18 protein-coding genes are annotated in these 20,637 nt (G+C 39.7%); 14 read left to right on the forward strand and 4 right to left on the reverse strand.

Annotated elements, in window-relative coordinates; genetic code table 11:
• Nucleotides 1–42: 42 nt before the first annotated feature.
• The 3 genes from NST80_RS03355 to NST80_RS03365 are packed head-to-tail and all read left to right on the forward strand — an operon-like array spanning nucleotide 43 to nucleotide 1,601.
• Nucleotides 43–762, forward strand: coding sequence for a YhfC family glutamic-type intramembrane protease (locus NST80_RS03355; RefSeq protein ID WP_229056974.1), 720 nt, complete (start codon nucleotides 43–45; stop codon nucleotides 760–762).
• Entirely contained in the window at nucleotides 749–1,024 is a 276-nt protein-coding gene (locus NST80_RS03360) for an autorepressor SdpR family transcription factor (RefSeq protein ID WP_002891308.1), read from the forward strand. The genes NST80_RS03355 and NST80_RS03360 overlap by 14 nt, the downstream gene beginning before the upstream one ends.
• A complete protein-coding gene (locus NST80_RS03365) occupies nucleotides 1,014–1,601 on the forward strand; it encodes a DUF1648 domain-containing protein (RefSeq protein ID WP_073688031.1) in 588 nt (195 codons plus the stop codon). The genes NST80_RS03360 and NST80_RS03365 overlap by 11 nt, the downstream gene beginning before the upstream one ends.
• Before the next feature lie 53 nt (nucleotides 1,602–1,654).
• Here NST80_RS03365 and NST80_RS03370 read toward each other — a convergent pair whose 3' ends face one another.
• Complete coding sequence (locus NST80_RS03370) at nucleotides 1,655–2,686, reverse strand: S66 peptidase family protein (protein ID WP_183138158.1); 1,032 nt, start codon at nucleotides 2,684–2,686, stop codon at nucleotides 1,655–1,657.
• Between the two features lie 507 nt (nucleotides 2,687–3,193).
• Here NST80_RS03370 and NST80_RS03375 point away from each other — a divergent pair.
• The 3 genes from NST80_RS03375 to NST80_RS03385 all read left to right on the forward strand — a co-directional run bounded on the left by NST80_RS03375 (nucleotide 3,194) and on the right by NST80_RS03385 (nucleotide 6,152).
• Nucleotides 3,194–3,523 (forward strand): bacteriocin immunity protein, encoded by a 330-nt coding sequence (locus NST80_RS03375; protein WP_021151650.1) that lies wholly within the window; start codon nucleotides 3,194–3,196, stop codon nucleotides 3,521–3,523.
• Between the two features lie 159 nt (nucleotides 3,524–3,682).
• The gene (locus NST80_RS03380) at nucleotides 3,683–5,698 is read left to right on the forward strand and encodes a M13 family metallopeptidase (protein WP_183138159.1); all 2,016 of its coding nucleotides are present in this window, start codon (nucleotides 3,683–3,685) and stop codon (nucleotides 5,696–5,698) included.
• 133 nt (nucleotides 5,699–5,831) lie between these two features.
• Nucleotides 5,832–6,152, forward strand: a complete 321-nt coding sequence (locus NST80_RS03385; RefSeq protein ID WP_175057209.1) for a hypothetical protein — start codon at nucleotides 5,832–5,834, stop codon at nucleotides 6,150–6,152.
• Between the two features lie 234 nt (nucleotides 6,153–6,386).
• Here NST80_RS03385 and NST80_RS03390 read toward each other — a convergent pair whose 3' ends face one another.
• The gene (locus NST80_RS03390) at nucleotides 6,387–9,893 is read right to left on the reverse strand and encodes a KxYKxGKxW signal peptide domain-containing protein (RefSeq protein WP_183138160.1); all 3,507 of its coding nucleotides are present in this window, start codon (nucleotides 9,891–9,893) and stop codon (nucleotides 6,387–6,389) included.
• A 366-nt stretch (nucleotides 9,894–10,259) separates the two neighbouring features.
• Nucleotides 10,260–11,525 (reverse strand): threonine/serine exporter family protein, encoded by a 1,266-nt coding sequence (locus NST80_RS03395; RefSeq protein ID WP_048790027.1) that lies wholly within the window; start codon nucleotides 11,523–11,525, stop codon nucleotides 10,260–10,262.
• 325 nt (nucleotides 11,526–11,850) lie between these two features.
• Here NST80_RS03395 and dhaK point away from each other — a divergent pair, with 325 nt between their 5' ends.
• From dhaK to NST80_RS03425, 6 genes are all read left to right on the forward strand, one after another.
• A complete protein-coding gene (gene dhaK / locus NST80_RS03400) occupies nucleotides 11,851–12,840 on the forward strand; it encodes a dihydroxyacetone kinase subunit DhaK (RefSeq protein ID WP_183138161.1) in 990 nt (329 codons plus the stop codon).
• A 31-nt stretch (nucleotides 12,841–12,871) separates the two neighbouring features.
• On the forward strand, nucleotides 12,872–13,447 hold the full coding sequence (gene dhaL / locus NST80_RS03405; protein WP_183138162.1) for a dihydroxyacetone kinase subunit DhaL: 576 nt from the start codon (nucleotides 12,872–12,874) through the stop codon (nucleotides 13,445–13,447).
• Between the two features lie 3 nt (nucleotides 13,448–13,450).
• Entirely contained in the window at nucleotides 13,451–13,825 is a 375-nt protein-coding gene (gene dhaM, locus NST80_RS03410; RefSeq protein ID WP_021143900.1) for a dihydroxyacetone kinase phosphoryl donor subunit DhaM, read from the forward strand.
• Nucleotides 13,826–13,839: 14 nt separating this feature from the next.
• Nucleotides 13,840–14,823 (forward strand): Gfo/Idh/MocA family oxidoreductase, encoded by a 984-nt coding sequence (locus NST80_RS03415; protein WP_342504638.1) that lies wholly within the window; start codon nucleotides 13,840–13,842, stop codon nucleotides 14,821–14,823.
• Between the two features lie 143 nt (nucleotides 14,824–14,966).
• A complete protein-coding gene (locus NST80_RS03420) occupies nucleotides 14,967–16,058 on the forward strand; it encodes a glycerol dehydrogenase (RefSeq protein WP_037601104.1) in 1,092 nt (363 codons plus the stop codon).
• Nucleotides 16,059–16,360: 302 nt separating this feature from the next.
• Complete coding sequence (locus NST80_RS03425; RefSeq protein WP_002891292.1) at nucleotides 16,361–16,705, forward strand: hypothetical protein; 345 nt, start codon at nucleotides 16,361–16,363, stop codon at nucleotides 16,703–16,705.
• Nucleotides 16,706–16,926: 221 nt separating this feature from the next.
• On the opposite strand, the gene NST80_RS03430 is transcribed toward NST80_RS03425, so the two are convergent.
• Nucleotides 16,927–18,411 (reverse strand): DUF1846 domain-containing protein, encoded by a 1,485-nt coding sequence (locus tag NST80_RS03430; protein WP_342504639.1) that lies wholly within the window; start codon nucleotides 18,409–18,411, stop codon nucleotides 16,927–16,929.
• A 306-nt stretch (nucleotides 18,412–18,717) separates the two neighbouring features.
• Here NST80_RS03430 and NST80_RS03435 point away from each other — a divergent pair, with 306 nt between their 5' ends.
• Nucleotides 18,718–19,977 (forward strand): FtsX-like permease family protein, encoded by a 1,260-nt coding sequence (locus tag NST80_RS03435; protein WP_118172238.1) that lies wholly within the window; start codon nucleotides 18,718–18,720, stop codon nucleotides 19,975–19,977.
• Nucleotides 19,978–19,992: 15 nt separating this feature from the next.
• Complete coding sequence (locus NST80_RS03440) at nucleotides 19,993–20,625, forward strand: ABC transporter ATP-binding protein (RefSeq protein WP_002885283.1); 633 nt, start codon at nucleotides 19,993–19,995, stop codon at nucleotides 20,623–20,625.
• Nucleotides 20,626–20,637: the final 12 nt, after the last annotated feature.

Raw genomic sequence — 20,637 nt, forward strand, 5'->3', positions numbered from 1 at the left:
CGTTTCAATGAAAGGATAAATCAAATGGAAACATTCCTTTTTATGGCAATTCTTACCATGTTGGTTATCGCCATCATTAGTTTTATCGTTCTGAAGAAAAGATGGCAATTTTCAATCAAGCTATTTTTAGTCGGTCTGATTGGTTTTGTCTTACCTGTCATGATGATTGAAGGACCTATCAATGCCCTAGTTCTTTCAAGCTTTGGTCACTCTTCTAAGTGGTTTACCATTGTTTACGGAGGACTTATGGCTGGCATTGTCGAAGAAACAACACGCTATGTGGTTTTTAAGGTCCTTGCAAAGAAAAGAAGTTTGATGACGTCTGATATTGTAGCCTACGGTTTTGGACATGGTCTTAGTGAATTTATCTTACTTGGGGTGATGGGCTTACTCACTAACATCATTGTTTTACAGGCCATCCATTCAGGACAAGCCAGTGAGTTACCTTCACTTCTTGTGAGTCAGGTTAACCAATTAACGGGCTTTGCTGTAGTTATGTCTCTCTTTGAAAGACTAGTTGCCTTGGTGTTACAAGTCTTGCTTACAGCTTGGGATTTTCTAGCAGTCACTAAGCATAAGCTTTCATTCTATTTCTGGGCGATTATACTCCATGCTGCCATTGATTTTTTGGCAGGTGCTTATCAGCTAGGGATAGTCAGCAATCTCTTGCTAATCGAACTTATTTTAGCTATTTATGTGTTAGGTATTGGACTTCTGACACGTCGGATTTGGAGAAAGGAGGAAACTCATGGGCTTATCTGAAACCTTAAAAGCCATCTCTGCCCCTGTGAGGAGAGAAATTTTAGACTATCTAAAGTCTGGACCCAAGTCCGCTGGTGAAATCAGCCAGCAGTTTGACTTGGCTCCCGCAACAGTTTCCCATCATTTGTCTACCTTGAGAAAAGCGGGACTTATTGAAGAAGAAAAGCAGAAGAATTTTATCTACTATAGTTTGAACTTGACCGTTTTTGAAGAAATTTTAACTTGGATTCAATCACTTGGAGGAAAAGAAGATGAAAAATAATATGCAAAGAGTCATTGGTAATATAGTGATACTTACATCGGTTATTGTCGGACTAGTCTTTTACAAACAACTACCAAATCAGATTGCAATCCACTTTAATGTGGAAGAACAAGCCAATGGCTTTATGAACCGCAATCTAGCAATTGTTGCCCTACCTTTTCTTGCGTTAATCATATATAATCTCTGTTTTTCGTTCTTTAAACAAATAACGATTCCATTCTTAAAAGAGTTTATGCTATGGTTGGTCCCAATTTCTGCTGTGCTTATCCAAGGTCTTATATTGACTGTTGCCTTAGGAGGCCATGTTCAAGTTCGCTTGACTGTGATTTGGTTATTGGCACTCATTTTTCTAGTGATTGGAAATTATCTTCCTAAAAGTATTGGACTAGCTACAAAAAATCATAGTGAGAGCAGTAAGTCAGTAGTGAGAAAGTTGGGATACCTAATGATTGTAATAAGTCTTGCCTTGCTAATAAGTCTCTGCTTTAATCCCTATACTACAATTATGGTTTTGGGCATTTTTATAGTTCTTATTTTGAGTATCTTGTTACCCAATTTTCGCTGTTTAAGAAAATAAAAAGAAGTAATCGTCTGATTACTTCAATCTGAGCTGAGAAATTCTTCCCAGCTTTATTTGTGATTATCAAAGCGAATGACTTGCTCTGTTGCATCTACATACGCGTGGACTCCAAAGGGAACAATCGCTCTTGGTGTGGCATGGCCGACATTCAGATTATAGACAATCGGGATACTGCTATCAATGATGTCCATTAAAGTCTCCTTATAGTCGTCATAGAAGGTTTCATCCATAGGTTTCCCGACCAAGAGTCCACTGATGACCTCAAATATCCTAGTTTCTTTTATAGTTTGCAACATTTCTTTGAAATCATCAGGTTCAGGCTTTTCTTCACTTGTTTCTAGCAATAGAATCTTTCCTTCCCAGTCGGATAAGTCAGGGAAAAGTTTGTATTTTTGGCAGAGGTCTGTGCTATCTGCGTGTAGAGAGTTGTCAAAAATATCATAGAGAGACTCAAGACAACCACCGAGGATTTCTCCCTCAAACTGAGCATTGCCTTGTAACAAGTCAAAACCTGTATTTGCATGGCTGACACGAGGTGTTCCCAGAGCTTTGGGACTAAAATCAGTCCGTTCCTCGTACCAAACGTTACTAGGTCGAATTTCTGAGATTTTTCCAGTCTCAATCAATTCTTTAAAGTAGTGGCGGCTATATGGCAACATTTCTTTGTCTAACTCACAAATGTCTGCTAAAAAGGATTGCCCATAAAAAGTCTTGATTCCTAGTTTATGCAACATGAGATGGTTCATGGTCGTATCCGAGAAGCCAAGAAAAATCTTTTGTTTGATAACCTTTTGTAGTTGGTCATTTTCAAAAAGATAAGGTAGCAAGCGATAGGTATCGTCTCCACCGATGGCGCATAGGATCATGTCGATACTATCATCAGAAAAGGCCTGAATCAAATCCTCTGCACGAGCTTCAGGATGTTCTTTGATAAAGTCTAAGCCTTTTAGAGAATGAGGTAAAAAGATAGGATTGAGTCCGAGCTCCTTGAGTCGTTGGACCCCCAAGTCCACTTCGTGCTTGACAAAGTCTTCACCGATAATTCCACTAGATAAGCTCACAATACCAATAGTAGAAGTCATATATTATCCTCCTAAAAATAAATTGATGCTATTGTATCATAAAGAATGGTAGAAAAATATAAGGAATAGCGTTAGACATATGATTTTATGTCAATAAATCAATAGAAAAATAACCGTTCGATGTGCTTACTTCAGAATATAGGCAAGCCCTTTTAGAAGTTGGTTACCACGTAGTTAAATCTCTTAGGAATATTGATGTAATGGAATTTATAAGAGTTTTTCACTTTATACTCTAAAAGAAACAGATTGAAGAAAGTTGCCTAAAATGGACTTTTTCTTCAATCTGAGAAGTAATCGTTTGATTACTTCTTTTTATCTGTTTGTGCTAAATTTGGACCATTTGTGGCAGAAGGATATTTTTGTTCTTGAATTTGATATGCTAGATGTGTATAATGATGTCACAGCGAACTATTAAAAGAGGTCGTTGCTCATGACAACACAAACAATTAACCAATTTAATTCACTTGCTCGACCTAATCTTGCTACAGGTTATAGGAGGTAATCTAGATGACAAAAAGCAATAACACGCAAATTACGGATATCTTAAACAATATCTATAATCTGATTGTAAATCCAGAAACAACTGAAAATGAGAGAGAGTTGCTCGTAACGTTTAAAAATGAAATCGAAGTTGGAAAGAAGGATAATGATGAACTTCTTGCAGAATTATGCAGAGCTATTCAAGTTCTAGCAGTCCGCAATCTTTCTAAAGGCAAATCACTGAGTTCTGGAGTGAGTGACTTGAGTAAGACACTCACAGAATTCCAAGAAAAATCAGAACGTAACTTTAATCTAGCAAGAGGATTAACATCACTCGGTAGTTTGTCTTTTAAATGATTTATCTTGAGTGTTATAATACCTAATTTTCGCTATTTAAGAAAATAAAGAGAAGTAATCGTCTGATTACTTCTTTTTGTCTTCCGGAAACATCTTGCTAAAGTTTGTGTTCTAATGATATAATACAAGTATATTAATCTAATTTTCTAAGGAGTATCTATGAAAAAGCGTAAGAAAATTATTCTTGGTTCCATAACGGGAGCCTTGGCCTTGGCTCTTGCAGGAGGTGGTTTTTGGGCTTATAAAACCTTTGTCCCACAAGAGACACCGATTGACAAGAATGCTACGGTAGCCTCAAATTTTTACCAAGCTGTTAACAAGGACTGGCTTCTAAAAACCAAAATTCCTGCTGATTCTCCAAGCATTGATAATTTTTATACTTTAGATGAAGATATCAAAGGAAAACTAAAGAAGGATATCAAAAATTTAGGGGAGGGCAAGGAAACGTCAGATATTACAGGGATGTCTGAGTTTATTACTTTCTACAAGGCTGCTAGTGATTACAAGCAACGTGAGAAAGATGGACTAGAACCTCTCAAACCTTATCTAAAAGAAATTGAGGATATCAAGGATCTAAATGATTTGGCCAGTAAATCTGCTAGCTTGACTGATAAAGGGATTCCTCTTCCATTTGGTTATGACGTAGGAACTAACGCAGAGAATACCAGCCAAAAACAAATCCAATTGAGTCCCCCAAGTATCTTATTGCCAGATGTGTCTATTTATAAAGACGAGGCCAGCAAGAAACAATATTTGACTCCAATTGAAACAGCCACGCAAAAAGCCTTGGAAATGCTTGGATATAGCGAAAAAAATAGTAAACGCATTGTCAAAGAAGCACTGGAGTTCGACGAAATCATTGCTAAGTACAGTCTCAGTAACGAAGAGATGTCTGAAAGTAAGAATTTGGTTCACCCTAAAACAGCAGAAGAGATTAATGCCTACTCTGGTTCCTTCAAATTATATGATGTCATTAAAGGCATTATGGGACGTGATTTAGAAACCATCAATGTCCCTAATACCAAGTATTTTGAGAATTATAGTAAGATCGTCAATCAGGACAATTTTTCTAAAATCAAATCATGGATCTTGGTGCAAGAAGCTATGGCAGCCTCAAATTCTCTGACAGAAGATTACCGCTTGAATTTTCAATCGATTAGCATGGCTATTATGGGTACACAGAAGCCAGTTTCTAAGGAAGATACGGTTTACGAGATGAGTGTCCATCTGTTTAGTGATGTCATGAGTGTCTATTATGGACGTAAATACTTTGGTGAGGAAGCCAAGACTGATGTGACAGATATGATTGATAAAATCAAAAATGTCTATCGTGGCCGTCTTCAACAGAATAATTGGTTGACAGAAGGTACACGCAACAAGGCCATCGAAAAGTTGGATAAAATGAAGGTTTTTGTAGGTTATCAGGAAGATGTCGACCCTGGTACTAAGGAACTACATCTTGACCCGAACAAGTCCTTCTTTGAATTGTCAGAAGACATTGCCCAGTTCGGAAAACGTTATACCATTGATCATTTTGATGATCCTATTGATAAGAATAAATGGTCTGGTTCTGCCTTTGATATCAATGCCTATTACAATCCAGAAAGTAACAGTATCAACTTCCCGGCTGGTATTTTGCAAGCTCCGTTTTATGACAAAAACCAAAGTACTGAAAAGAACTATGGTGGTATCGGTGTCGTGATTGGACATGAAATTACCCATGCCTTTGACTCCAATGGAGCCGATTATGATGAGAATGGCGACATGCATAACTGGTGGACAAAAGCAGATACTAAAGCTTTCGACAAGAGGATCAAAGCCTTTGAAGACCAGTGGAATGGTTTGGAAATCTACGGGACTAAGGTAAATGGAAAACTCACAGTCACTGAGAATGTCGCAGATGCTGGGGGTCTTTCATCCACACTACAAGTTCTCAAAACAGATATGACAAAACCTAACCTCAAGGATTACTTTGAGAACTACGCAGATATCTGGAAACAAAAGGCTAGCCTACAGTACAACAAATATACCATGGTACAAGACGTCCACGCACCAAATGAGTTGCGTGTCAACCAACAACTTAAAAATCTTCCTGAGTTTTATGAGGCCTACCCTCAGATTAAGGAAGGCGATGCTATGTACTTGGCACCAAGCAAACGCATTAGTTTGTGGTAAAGTGTGTTGCTATTTTGTTAATCAAGAAGAAGAGAATTTGGAATGGAAACATCCCAGATTCTTTTTTTATGTTGTCACTTTGGAGAATCATTTTCTAGTGTTATAATGTTGCTATTAAGGAAAGGATTCAAGAATGAAGCATAAAAAGAATCTGATAGAAGATAACAAAAAAGCCGAGAATCAGAGCTTTCTCTACTTTCTACATGAGGAGAAAAAATTTGACGCAAAGGCACTTAATGATTTGTGTCACTACATCATAGAACTGGATACAATCAGTCTCGAGCAGTTGAGAGATATCCATTATATTGAAAATCAAATACTACGTCATCTCGTGTATCATTTTGATGATAATGATCTAAGTAAGATTTCCAATCTCCCTTTTGAGTATTGGGAGTATATAGAGCCCTTTGAACGCTTGGTGGCATGTTTGTATGAGGGTGATGGTGAGGAATGACAATTATCCAGGGCATAACAAAGACTTAATCGAGCGTTTAAATCAACAGTATGGCTATGCTAAAGATGTCAAGAAATATTTTGACTTGAAGTAGATTGATGATAGAGATTTTGCCGGTAGCCTTACTAGGTTTTAGACAAAAAGAAAACACCAGAAAAAATGATTTCTGGTGTTTTTGAATACATTTTGGCAAAAATGAGGTATTTTTAAATGCTTACAGTTGTTAGTTTGATATTAATCCTTTTTCTCTGTAGCTACGCCATTTTCGTCAATAATATAGGTTTTTCCATCTTTTTCAAGCGTAGTGTTAGTGGTAATTGGAGAACCTTTTGAGTATGGACTAACTGATATCGGCATTTCAAAATGATAAAGTTTACCATCAAACTCTGCCCATTCGCCACTAAAAGGAGTAGTCATATAAATTTCAGGGTTGAAATAATAAAGCCTATTATCTTCTAACCGAATGACACCTGTTTTTACAACTCCATTTTCATCAGAGATACAGAAACCATTCCAAGAGGTCGAGGTGTCTGTAGCTGTATTCCTTAGAAGTCGTCCTTTAGGGCCCAAAAGATAGGTCTTTTCATTGATAGTTTTTAGATATGTTCGGTCTTCAGCTCCCCATGGTGGGCTAATATAGTAGGTTTCATTATTGTGATTAACCCACCCGAACTGTAGATGACCGTCCTTATCAGCATAATAGTATTTGTAGTTGCCGTCAATATCATTAGCAAGCATACTACCGTCTTTTTTGAAGAAATAATCGAAACCACCTATCTTGTATGTATCATTTCGAACTTGGTAGCCATCTTCTTTAAAATAAACACGTTTACCGTCAATAGTTGCCCAACCAAATATCTGGTTTCCATCCTCGCCAAAATAAGTATATTTTTTAGAAAAGTAATCGCCTGTTTCATGGAATTTATTTACGAACATAGCACCAGTATCGTTATCGAAGAAATAGTACTTTCCATCAAGCAGAAGTCGTTTTCCTTTGGCTTGTTTTCCAGTTGGATCAAAGTAGTATTTTTGATGATTAATAATTTGAAGTCCAGTGGCTAACTGTCCATTTTCTTTAATATAAGCCCAATCACCATCTTTATCTTGAATAAATTGTCCAGGTTTGTTCATCGTTACATAACCATTTTGGTCAATGACATAACGAATACCATTAAGTTCAAGTGTTCGGTTAGTCCACATAGCTCCGCTGTCTCTATCGAAATAATGTGTTTGACCGTCAATTTCGACAAGTCGTCCCTTAGCTTGTTTGCCCTCTTTATCAAAGTATAGAGTGACATTATCTATTGAATGGAGTCCGGTGACAGCTTTTCCCTCGTTATCAAAGTAGTACCAATTCCATGCATCATCGTGTTCGAAACGATTTGTTAGTTTAGTTTCGGTCGCTACTCCTTTATCATCAATGAGGTAGGCTTTTTTATTGTAAACTAAGGTCTTGGAAACTGTAAGAGGGGAAGTTTCGGAAAGCGAACTTGTTCTATTGAAAGCATAGAATTTATTGTCACTTTGAATTACAGTTTCTTCAATCTTGGTTAAATCTGTGTTTTCTGGAAGTAGATGTCCGATGTAAAAATCATTGTTTTCATCAAGATAGTATAGATTACCAAAATCATCATCAATAATACGTTTAATCTTATCGGTCTTTGTTCGTACTCCGTGGTTAATAATGTCTACTTCTTCTCTGACGGTATAGGTTCGGCTTCTTCCAGATTTGTAAGTTCTGTTTATGCTAGGTTCTAAGTGGTATAGCTTACCATCAATCGTTTTCCATGTAGGTGTTGTAACTGTAACCATTTGGGGGATATATCTTTCATGGTAAATATCTCCTTTATTTTCAAAATAATAGAGTTTACCATTATTTGCAGTGCTAACACCAGTAAGTAAAACCCCATCCTTATCTGTACCTACGATGCCAGAGTAGTATGCATCATAATCCAGTTCCTGACGTTTGAGTAAAGGTCCGAGATAGTTTTTTAGAAGTTTGCCTTCAAAATAGTAATAGTCCTTGCCTCCTTTTTCGACTATATCAGTGACTGGTGAACCAGAATTTGAAAAATAGTAGTCATCGCCATTAATGTGATGTTCTCCGGTTAGTACTTGGCCAAATTTATTGGAGCGATAGCTAGTATTTAAAGTTCCAACAAAGACACGTAATGACTGAATATAAAAGGCATCTTTTACCAATTTTCCATGATTATCAAAGAGGTAGTTTTGTCCTTTGAAGATAGTAAGACCATTTTCAACTCGACCAGTATGATCAAAATAATAAAGTTGATCGCCAACTCGATGCCATCCATAGTAACGTCGACCATCAGAACCATAATATTCGTAATACGTTTTAGCAAATGGTTCCTGTCTTCTGATTTCAATAGACCAAGTATGCCAATAGTTGGTTTTTACAGCACCTGAATAGTGACTAAAATAGTAATGGGAGCCGTCAATGATTCTTTCCCCATCTTTCGCTTGACGACCTTCTTCGTCAAAGTAAAGAGTTACTCCATCTACATTTTGCCATCCTTTTAGTTTCTCTCCTGTTGCGGTGTAATAGTACCAGTTGCCTGAGGAATCTTCTTGGAAATGGCCACCAGAAACAAGTGGACGTTGAGGAAGTTTCTGTTCAGTTTCAATCAAAAGACCATTAGCTTCTGCGTGGTAAGTTTTTCCATTAATAGTGATGTCGGTATTTATAACCTTATGACCACTATCCTTATCAAAGTAATAGGGTTCGATACCTATTGTAACGATTTCACCCTTGGCCTGAACACCGTCTGGGTAGAAATACATGTCGAAGCCATCTATAGTCTGTTCGCCTGTTAGAAGTTTCCCTTCTTTATCACTATAGTACCAGTTGCCGTCGTCATCCGACCAAAAACGGTCACGAACCAATTGGCCAGTATCTTTTTGAAAATAATAGGAATTTCCATCTAGGATGACAAAGGCATCTTTAGCTTGAACACCATTAGGGTAAAAGTAGAGTGTAATATTGTCAATAACTTGGCTGCCAGTAAGTGCTTTCCCGTCGTGGCCTAAATAGTACCAATTTCCATTCTTATCAGATGCAAAAGCATTACGGGTGAGTTGTCCACTATCTTTCTCAAAGTGATATGTTGATCCATTAACGTGACGAGTGTCTCCTTTGACTTGCTTACCATCGGCATCGAAGTAGACAGCCACATTATCAATATTTTGCATACCAGTAAGTGCTTTCCCATCCTTAATATAGTACCAGTTGCCCTGATCATCGCTAGTGTAATGACCGCCGGATATTACGGGTCTTTCTTCTACTTCATGGGCTGCATTTGTTTCAGAATGTGATGTTTCAGAGCTTACGACTTCACTGCTAGTAACAGTAGAGACTTCCGAACGAAGAGCTTGTTGAGAGTTAATTTCAGAAGTACCTATGTCTGAAGTAGCTGTATCAGTGACACTTTGTTTAGATTCAGTAGAAGTAGTTTCAGTAATGATTTCTCTTGTGTTTGGTGTTACAAAAGATTTGTCTTCCTCTGGTTTAGTGGTGACTTCATTAGTTGACGAGCTTATGACATCGATTGCATTTTCTTCTATGCTGTTTTCAACCGTTGGTTCTGTGGTGGGGTGAGTCTGTTCAGCTGCGGACACATAGCCCAAGCTTGCAAAACTAAGTCCTAGAGCTAGACTAGTTACTGCAATGGTTACCCATTGTTTTTTTACTTTGTGAAGTTTAAAGTATACTTTCTTTTCCATGGTAATGCTCCTTTCATAAAACTAAATAATAGTAGCAAGGATATGGTTAACTCATGAGTGAAATTAAGTTAGTGTTACGGTTTTCTCATTTACACATTCAGTTTATCATCACATTTTAATAAAATCAAAGAATTGTGTAAGCGTTTTTATTTTTTGTATAAACTCTTTCCAACTCTACTCTAAACAAAACTGATAGTATATGAATGATGAACTTTCATTAAAGAGTGTTAATGATGTATTTGCTTTAAGTTAGCAGCGGATAGATCCTTGAGTAGGGTATTTTTGATATTCATAATATGCTATTCACTGATTTTAGAACGCCACCAAAAAAGCCACTGGTATATAAAACCAATGGCTTTTAACAATTTATTTCTTTTTCCCTAATACAAAATAGCGGCTAGGGATTTGTTGTGTCAAACTGACGGCGATGGCGATGGTAAATGAGGCCAGGAAACAAGCACGTAGGAAGCTGAGACCTAGGTCCGAATTTCCAATCAAGAGGAAGTAGACCGCACGGTAGAAGCTCATCCCTGGGATGAGTGGGAACATGCTTGAGGCTAGGAAGACTGTAGCTGGACATCTACGGTAGTGGGCCAAGAAGCGTGAGGTGAATGTGACTAGAAGGGCTGGGAAGAGGATGGCAAGGACTTCGTGATGGGTATTGTTCCAAATCAAGAGGTAGAGGAGCCACGAGCCTGCACCTAGGGTTCCGAGGTCTAAGAAGTATTTCTTGGGTACTCGGTAAAGCACAGAGAAGGCTGCTGTCCCCAGCCCTGCCATGAAGGTTTGAATCAAGACCTCCTGCCATGAGGTAGATGGTGTTGAGAACATGCCTGATAATTGTTCCGCAAAGGGAAGAAGTGAAATCATGGCAAGAACACCGACAGAGATAGACAGACAAGTGGAGACCCCTGACAGCATCAGGGCCAGACCACTATAGTAGTTGTTCTGAGTGAATTCTCGTATGGCATTAACAAAGTAGGCCCCAGGAATCAAAATCATCAAGGTTCCCAGGATAATGACACTACGATGTTGGCCGATTCCTAGATAGTAGAGAACATTGGCTGATAAAGCAGCGATGGCACTAGAGAGGATAATCTGCAAGAAACTGGTATGAATAAAACGTGAAAAGAGCTGCATACCAATCCCTACAAAAAGTCCAGATATAGCGGCAGCAGTTCCATCAATCCAACTACTTCCCAGAGCTAGCGAGAAGCTCCCTGCACCAATGACACAGGCTATAATATCCTCTAAAGGACGATAGAAAGTCTTCTGCTCAATAGTTTTCAGCTTTTGAAAAATGCTAGAGACAGGCTGATTTGGTTGCTCTGCCAGTTCACGAGACAGGCGGTTAACTTCCTCGAGTTTGCCCAGATGGATAGAAGGAGCTGAGGTAGCTAGGACACGAGACTCCTTAAGACCAGATCGGTTGAGTCCGGAGATCATTACCCCTCGATTGACCACGTAAGTGGAAAAGTCTCTGATACCAAGAGACTTGGCCATATGCCCCATGGTGTCTTCAATACGGTAAATCTCAGCACCGCTCTCCATAAGGACACGGCCAGCCTGAAGGACGGCATCCATTTCGTTTTTAGTTTCTGTTTCTGTCTCTCTTTGGAAATCGATGGTCATTTGAACCTCCTTATCGCTTAATTCGTCATTCCATTATAAGGTTTGAATGGTGGTTTTTCAATAGCTTTGGCGACTAAAATAGGACTTTCTATGAGATTTTTCTTCTACTTAATGATAGAAGTCAGGAAAATGGAGGTCTTGACTTTTGCCTTGCTATTGATAGAGGCAAATGCTACAATTAAATTATTAAATGTATGCGTTTACATATTTTTACGCTGTCTTTCTCAAAAAGCCTTGAAGTCCTTTATTTAAAGGGAATTAACAATCACAGAAGGAAGCCAATGTAAGTGCAAATAGTTGATACCTTTGAAAAGGAGGCAATTCCATGAAAAAAATTATCAATAAACCTGAAAATGTAGTGACAGAGATGCTAGATGGCTTGGCTTATGTTCACAGTGATTTGGTACATCGTGTTGAGGGGTTTGACATCATCGCAAGAAATGAGCAGGCTGCTGGTCAGGTTGGTCTCATTTCTGGTGGTGGAAGTGGTCACGAGCCAGCTCACGCAGGTTTTGTAGGTGATGGTATGCTTTCTGCAGCCATTGCAGGTGCTGTCTTCACGTCACCAACGCCAGATCAGATTTTGGAAGCTATCAAGGAAGCGGACCAAGGGGCTGGTGTCTTCATGGTTGTTAAAAATTACTCTGGTGACATCATGAATTTCGAGATGGCTCAAGAATTAGCTGAGATGGAAGGGATTGAAGTAGCTAGCGTTGTTGTTGACGACGACATTGCTGTGGAAAATAGCCTCTATACACAAGGTCGTCGTGGGGTTGCAGGTACTATTTTCGTTCACAAAATCCTAGGTCATGCGGCTCGTGAAGGTAAGTCTCTGGCTGAAATCAAAGACTTGGCTGACAAGATCGTTCCTAACATCCACACCATTGGTTTGGCCCTTAGCGGTGCAACGGTTCCTGAGGTTGGTAAGCCTGGTTTTGTCCTAGCTGAGGATGAAATCGAGTACGGTATTGGTATTCATGGTGAGCCAGGCTATCGTAAGGAGTCTATGCAACCATCTCGCCAGTTAGCTGAAGAATTGACAGGGAAACTCCTTGAAGCTTTTGAGGCTAAGGCAGGTGAACGCTATGCCCTTCTCATCAATGGTATGGGTGCGACACCTCTCATGGAGCAGTATATCTTTGCTAACGATGTAGCAAGCATTCTTGGAGAAGTTGGACTAGAAGTGGCCTATAAAAAATTAGGTAACTACATGACATCGATTGATATGGCAGGTCTTTCATTGACGCTCATGAAGATTGAAGATGACGCTTGGCTTGAGGCTCTGGAGAGTCCTGTTAAGACCATTGCTTGGTAGTCTGACATGAAAACTAGAAATTAGGTATATTATGGATAAAACAGTTGCAGTAAAATGGATGCAATGCTTTGATCAAAAGGTTGAAGCAGAAAAAGACCACTTGTCTGAATTAGACGGTCCTATTGGAGATGGTGATCATGGTGCTAACTTGGCGCGTGGCATGGCGGCAGCCATCGAGGCTATTAACAGCACTGAACCACAAAGTGCAGCAGAAGTGTTCAAGGCGGTGTCTATGGCCTTGATTAGTAAGGTTGGCGGTGCCTCAGGTCCGCTTTATGGGTCTGCCTTTATGGGCATGATGAAGGCTGAACAAGCTGGTCAAGATTTGGCAGGAGTGCTTGAGGCAGGTCTCGAGATGATTAAAAAACGTGGTCATGCACAAGTTGGTGAAAAGACCATGGTGGATGTTTGGCACCCAGTTGTTGAAGCTGTCAAACAAGGTCAATTAACCAATGACCTTATTGATCAAGCTGTTCTTTCAACCAAGGAAGTTGTGGCTACCAAGGGGCGTGCCTCTTATGTAGGTGAGCGTTCTATTGGTCACATTGATCCAGGCTCTTATTCGTCTGGTCTACTCTTCAAAGCCTTGCTAGAAGCGGAGGGCTAGGATATGCCAGAACTTGGAATTGTGATTGTGTCCCACTCTGCGGATATTGCTAAAGGTTTGGTGAGCCTGATTCGTGAAGTCGCTCCAGATATCCCTTTGACGGCTACAGGTGGTCTGGAAGATGGCGGCCTGGGATCTAGTTTTGACCATGTTCAAGTGGCTGTGGACAGTCAGCCAGCCAATCGCCTTCTGGCCTTTTACGACTTAGGCAGTGCCCGTATGAATTTGGAAATGCTTGAGGAATTTTCAGACAAGGAAATCCTTATTCAACAGGTACCTCTCATTGAGGGGGCTTATGCGGCTGCAGCCTTGCTTCAGGCAGGAGCGAGTGAGGTTGAAATCTTATCTCAGATTAATGAATTGACTATTCAAAAATAGAATAAAGGAAAACTATGACAAATCAAATTAAGTACAACTGGGCTAGTCTTGGAACTGGCGTTATTGCCAACGAATTGGCACAAGCTTTGGAAGCTCTTGGCGGGAAACTCTATTCCGTTGCCAATCGTACCTATGACAAGGGTGTAGCCTTCGCTGAGAAATATGGTATTGAAAAGGTTTATGAAGAGATTGACCAAGTCTTTGAAGATCCTGAAGTGGATATTATCTACATCTCAACGCCTCACAATACGCATATTAATTACCTTCGCAAGGCCTTAGCAGCTGGCAAGCACGTCCTCTGTGAAAAATCCATCACCCTAAATAGTGAGGAATTGGCAGAAGCTATAAAACTTGCTGAAGAAAATCATGTCAAACTGGCAGAAGCCATGACCATTTTCCATATGCCTATCTATCGAAAACTCTCTGAAATCGTGGAAAGTGGTAAGTTGGGACCTCTTAAGGTTATCCAGATGAACTTTGGTTCCTATAAAGAATATGACATGACCAACCGCTTTTTCAATCGTAATCTGGCAGGTGGTGCTTTACTTGATATCGGTGTCTATGCCTTATCTTTCGTACGTTGGTTCATGACGTCGCAACCGACAGAGATGGTTTCACAGGTTAAATTAGCTCCAACTGGTGTTGATGAACAAGCGGGTATTCTCCTTACCAATGCAGAAGGGGAAATGGCAACAGTGACACTGAGTCTTCATGCCAAACAACCTAAACGTGGCACTATCGCTTATGACAAGGGCTATATCGAACTTTACGAATACCCACGTGGGCAAAAGGCAGTCATCACCTATACAGAAGATGGCTCACAAGAAGTCATCGAGGCCGGAGAAACCGCCAAAGCCCTCCAGTATGAGGTCCTAGACATGGAAGCAGCTGTTGCAGGCGAGGACGATCATAGCTACCTCAATTACAGCCGAGATGTCATGGAACTTATGACTCAACTCCGCAAAGACTGGGGCTTGGTCTACCCAGAAGAAGAGTAGCGATTAGATGATAAACAAGACCAGTATAATGTCCTGACTACAAAAGATAGACAGTCTCTTAAAAGGATTTAGCCCTGCATAAGATAGGAATAGGTCCATTTAACCGATTCTATATAAATACATTTATGTCAAAGGAGAAAGACATGAGAAATTTTGCAAGTCCGTCACGTTACATTCAAGGTGAAAATGCCTTATTTGAAAATGCAAAAGCCATTTCAGAATTGGGAACTCATCCTGTTTTACTATGTGACTCAGTAGTTTATGATATTGTAGGTAAACGTTTCGAAGAATACCTTGTTCAAAATGGACTCACAGTTGTACCAGTCTTCTTTAATGGAGAAGCATCGGATAATGAAATTAATCGTGTGGTCAGCCTAGCCAAAGAAGAAGGCTGTGATTTAGTTATTGGACTCGGTGGTGGTAAGACTATCGATAGTGCTAAAGCTATTGCAGACCTTCTACAATCGTCAGTTGTTATTGCCCCAACTATCGCATCTACAGATGCTCCAGTTTCAGCTTTGTCTGTTATCTATACTGACGAGGGTGCCTTTGAGCGCTATATCTTCTATTCTAAGAACCCAGAGTTGGTTTTGGTGGATAGTAAAGTGATCTCTCAAGCACCAAAACGTTTGTTAGCATCTGGTATTGCAGATGGCTTAGCAACTTGGGTAGAAGCTCGAGCAGTTATGCAAGCCAACGGAAAAACTATGCTAGGTAAACACCAAACTCTAGCAGGGGTTGCCATTGCTGAACGCTGTGAAGAGATTCTTTTTGCAGATGGTCTACAAGCCATGGCCGCTTGTGAAGCTAAAGTGGTAACGCCTGCCCTAGAAAATATTATTGAAGCTAATACCCTTCTTAGTGGTATTGGATTTGAAAGTGGTGGTTTGGCTGCTGCTCATGCCATCCATAATGGTTTCACAGCTCTCACTGGCGATATTCACCATTTGACTCATGGTGAAAAAGTAGCCTACGGAACTCTTGTGCAATTGTTCTTAGAAAATCGTCCAAAAGAAGTTTTGGATAAATACATTCGCTTCTATCAACAAATTGGCATGCCAACTACTCTTAAAGAAATGCATCTTGAAAATGCAAGCTATGAAGATCTTCTCAAGGTTGGTCAACAAGCGACTATTGAAGGAGAAACTATCCATCAAATGCCATTTGAAGTGAAAGCCTCTGATATTGCGCAAGCCATCGTTGCTGTAGATGCTTATGTTCATGGATTAGCCTAAGTAAATTTGGTCTTTTGTAGGGAAAGTGCCACCATTCCCGTATAGGAATATTATCCCCCTCAGGCACTTATCCCAACAGGATAGACAAATTGTTATAGGAAAGGGTTCAGTTCTGTATTAGATAGGACTGAGCCCTTTTTACTATTAAAAAACCAATATTTCCAAAGTCCCTCAAAGCGGTTTAAGAACTTTTGAAAACATAAAACATTTTCAAGAAATCTTGATTTAACAGTCATTTCCCTTGTGTAAGCGTTTCAAAAGGTGTATACTATAAATGAAAAGATAGGAAAAGGAGATGACTAGTGGCTAGTATTACAATCGAAGCGAGCAAGGTAGCTAGAAAGAGTCCTATTCGCGTAGACAGTAGTCTTGTGGGGACAGTTTCTGGAGTGGAAGACGTGAGCGTTTCCCTACCATCGTCAAAAGCTCGTTTGAGTGTCGGAAAATTGGGTTACAAGTCTAACACTATTACGGTGGAGGATGGGCAAATTGTCCGTGTTACTAGCAATTTTCTAAATCGCTTTATAGCGATAGCGCCATTGTTACTTTATCTTGTTGGAGGTCGTTACCTCCCACTTGTTGCTGTCCTATCTACTATAATTTTGCTTTTTAGCTTACCTTTTCTCAAGTTAGAAATCGTAGGCTGATTAGAATCGGGAGTGGCTTAGCCCTCTGTTTGATACCTTTAACTCACTTTTTCATAATAATGCTAGGCCACTCCCTTTTCATTGGGAACGGGTCGAGACGAAAGAGTGGGTTATCAAAAAGGGAACTCGATAGAGTTTCCCTTTTTTCTTTCTCCAGCTAAAGTGATTTCGAAAAGACCCCAGTTGGTAAAACTGAGGTCTTTCTTGTTTTAAATCATGAATTACTTACGGTACAATTTGTCGTATTGATAGTAAGGATCAAAGGTCACATTGATACCGAGCTTACGAAGAACATTTTTGTCTTCATCGGTAAGAATGATTGTTGAGTGAGCTTCAGAACCTTTGAGGTTACCAAGTTCCTTCATGGCATGCGCCGCATCCGCATTGTTGGCAGCAGTAATGGCCAAGGCAATGAGGATTTCGTTTGAGTGGAGGCGAGGGTTACGGCTACCTAAATGGTCAATTTTCAGACCTTGGATAGGTTTAACCACCTCAGGCTCGATAAGTTTAGTATCCTTATCAATACCTGCAGAAGTCTTGATAGCGTTGATTAAAGCAGCCGCAGTTGGACCAAAGAGTTCTGAATTTTTACCAGTGACGATTTGGCCATTTGGCAATTCGAGGGCAAGAGCAGAACCACCTGTTTCTTCAGCCTTAGCGCGTGCTGCAACGACCACTTGGCGATCTTCAGGAGTAATACCAAGATCGTTCATGAGCAACTCAATCTTCTTGACAGCGGTTTCAGGAACGCGTTCATTTTTGAAATCAAGTACAGTTTGATAGTAGCGACGGATGATTTCTTGTTTAGAAGCTTCTTTGGCAGCCTCATCATCTGTAATGGCAAAACCAACCATGTTAACACCCATATCTGTAGGTGAAGCATAAGGAGACTCACCAAGGATACGTTCAAGCATACGTTTGAGAACTGGGAAAATCTCGATGTCACGGTTGTAGTTTACCGTAGTTTTGCCGTAAGTTTCCAAGTGGAATGGGTCAATCATATTGACATCATCAAGGTCTGCAGTGGCAGCTTCATAGGCCAAGTTAATTGGGTGATGAAGTGGTAAATTCCAAACTGGGAAGGTTTCAAATTTAGCATAACCTGACTTGATGCCATTGATTTGGTCGTGGTACATGTTAGACATACATGTCGCCAATTTACCAGAACCAGGACCAGGGGCAGTAACGACGATAAGGTTACGACTAGTCTTGATATAGTCGTTTTTCCCCATACCCTCAGGAGAAATGATATGGTTCATATCCGTTGGATAGCCCTTGATAGGGTAGTGGATGTAAGACGTGATGCCATTTTTTTCCAATTGGTTACGGAAAGCATCAGCTGCAGGTTGACCAGAATACTGCGTAATAACAACAGAACCCACATAGATATTGAGCTCGTTGAACTTATCAATCAGACGAAGGACCTCTTGGTCGTAGGAAATGCCAAGGTCACCTCGAGCCTTAGAATGCTCGATATTGCTAGCATTGATGGCAATGACTACTTCGACCTGATCTTTGAGCTCTTGAAGGAGCTTGATTTTATTGTCAGGTTCATAACCAGGAAGGACGCGGGCAGCGTGGAAATCTTCCAACATCTTACCACCAAACTCCAAGTAGAGCTTGCCGTCAAACTGGTTAATGCGATCCAAAATATGGTCGCGTTGCAGATTCAAATACTGTTCAGAACTAAAAGCTTGTTTCTTCATAAATAAAAATACCTCTGAGAAAAATTATATCAAATGCCGAGGGTAAATGCTATTAGCGAAAGACGATTTATGGGAGAAAAAGATGTGAAGTCAATCATGAAACGTATTTTTTATGATAGTCCTTTAGAGTTATTATTTAATTGGAGTTCTCATCTCAGCAGTTAGATTTTTAGATAACAATCACTTTAGAATATTGAATTTCATAAAGGTTTCACATTTGTCGTCTATAATTAGGATAAGAAAAATGAAGAGTCCTCATTTATCTTTGGTGTAGCTGAGGGCCAATGTCTTAAATGGAGGTGGAAGATGGTTCTCTTACAACAGGCAGTTGCTTATATTTTCCGCAAAAAAACGCGGAATTTTATCCTTTTTCTTATTTTATTTTTGATATTATCTTGCTTGTACTTTTGTTTTTCTCTTATGCAAGTTGGTGGAGGAATGGAGGCACAAATCAGGAAGTCAAGTGGGGCAAGTTTTGATCTGGTAAGTAAAGAAAGAGGGAGTGCCTTTTCCTGGAAAGAGGGGGCAAAGATTAGTCATCTATCTGATGTGATTTCAACGATACCTCAATATGTAAGTCCGGTGCGACTTATCGATAAGAAGGTAGTTACAGGAAAACAAACGGTGGAACGTGATGATCTTAATAATGAGGCTAATCAAGCCTTGGGAGCCACTTTTACTAAGGAAACAGGCCAAAGTGTTGATTTTAGGAGTGGTGCTTTTCAACTCATTAAGGGGAAGCACATATCTGCTAAAAGGCAAATTATGATTCATGAATCGCTTGCTAGGAAAAATAAGCTAAGCGTCGGAGATAAGCTGACCTTGTCCAATTTCCAGATGACTGAAAGTGGAGCTAGGGAAATGACCTTTGATATCGTTGGTATTTTTTCTGGCAAGAAGGAGGAGACATTTACTGGAATGTCCTCAGATTTAAGTGAAAATCAAATCTTCCTCCATTATGACGATAATAGCCAACTGCTTAATTTGACTGATAAGTTAGTGACAAAATTATCCTTTGGTATTAAGAATCCAGATAGACTCAATCAAGTCATTAAACAAGTGGAACAATTGGAAATCGATTGGAATCGTCTACGTTTAGACGAGGACCGTAAGGCTTTTGACTCCTTGAAGGAATCGTCTAAAGCGCTACAAGGAATCGTCAGAACGATGATGATTAGTTTAATTGTTACAGGAGCAGGGGTCCTCTCATTTTTAATGGCACTATGGACGCGTGAGCGAAATCATGAGATAGGTATTCTTTTAGCAATTGGGAAGAGTAAGGGACGCATTTTTGCTCAATTTCTTATGGAGATATTGTTGGTGTCCCTTATGTCTTTGCTACCTGCCCTTGCTATTGGACGGCTACTAAGTCGACTGTTTTTGCAAGAATTTATAGGACAGCAAGGACAGCAGCAGGCTCTTCAGTTATTAGATCAAATACCTCAGGGACTACCTTTAGGCCAATCTTATCTAAGTCTTCTAGTCTTGGTAATATTATCGCTCGGTGTGACAACAGGTCTCATTTGGCGTAAAACTCCAAAAGAAATCTTATCTAATATGAGTTAAGGAGAAAGGAACACTATGTTAGAACTCAAAGATGTTACGTATAGTTATCAAAATAAAAGTGAAGCTATCCTCTCGAAGGTGAATTATCGTTTCGAGAAAGGTAAATTTTATAGTATTATTGGGCAATCTGGAGCGGGAAAATCGACCTTACTTTCACTTTTGGCAGGTCTTGATTATCCCAAGAAGGGGCAGGTCTTGTTTAATGGAGAAAATATCAAGAAAAAAGGCTCTAGTTATCATCGTAGACACCATGTTGCGCTTGTTTTTCAAAATTACAATCTCATTGATTATCTTACACCTTTAGAAAATGTACGACTTGTTAATAAAAATGCTGATAGGAAGATACTTTCTGAATTGGGATTAGATGAAAAACAAATTAATCGAAATGTCCTGCAACTTTCAGGTGGGCAACAACAACGTGTAGCTATTGCGCGAGCTTTGGTTTCAGAGGCTCCAATTATCTTAGCAGATGAACCGACAGGAAATCTAGACGAGGAAACTGCGAAGGATATTATTGCTATCCTTAAAAGAATGGCCTTAGATCGCCAAAAATGTGTCATAGTTGTTACGCACAGTAAGGAAGTTGCTCAGGCATCTGATGTGGTTTTAGAGTTGAAGAAGAAACAACTCATAGAAAAGAAAAAATAAAGAAAGGACTCT

This window comes from Streptococcus sp. FSL K6-1323 (assembly GCF_038630745.1).
Lineage (GTDB): Bacteria > Bacillota > Bacilli > Lactobacillales > Streptococcaceae > Streptococcus > Streptococcus salivarius_D.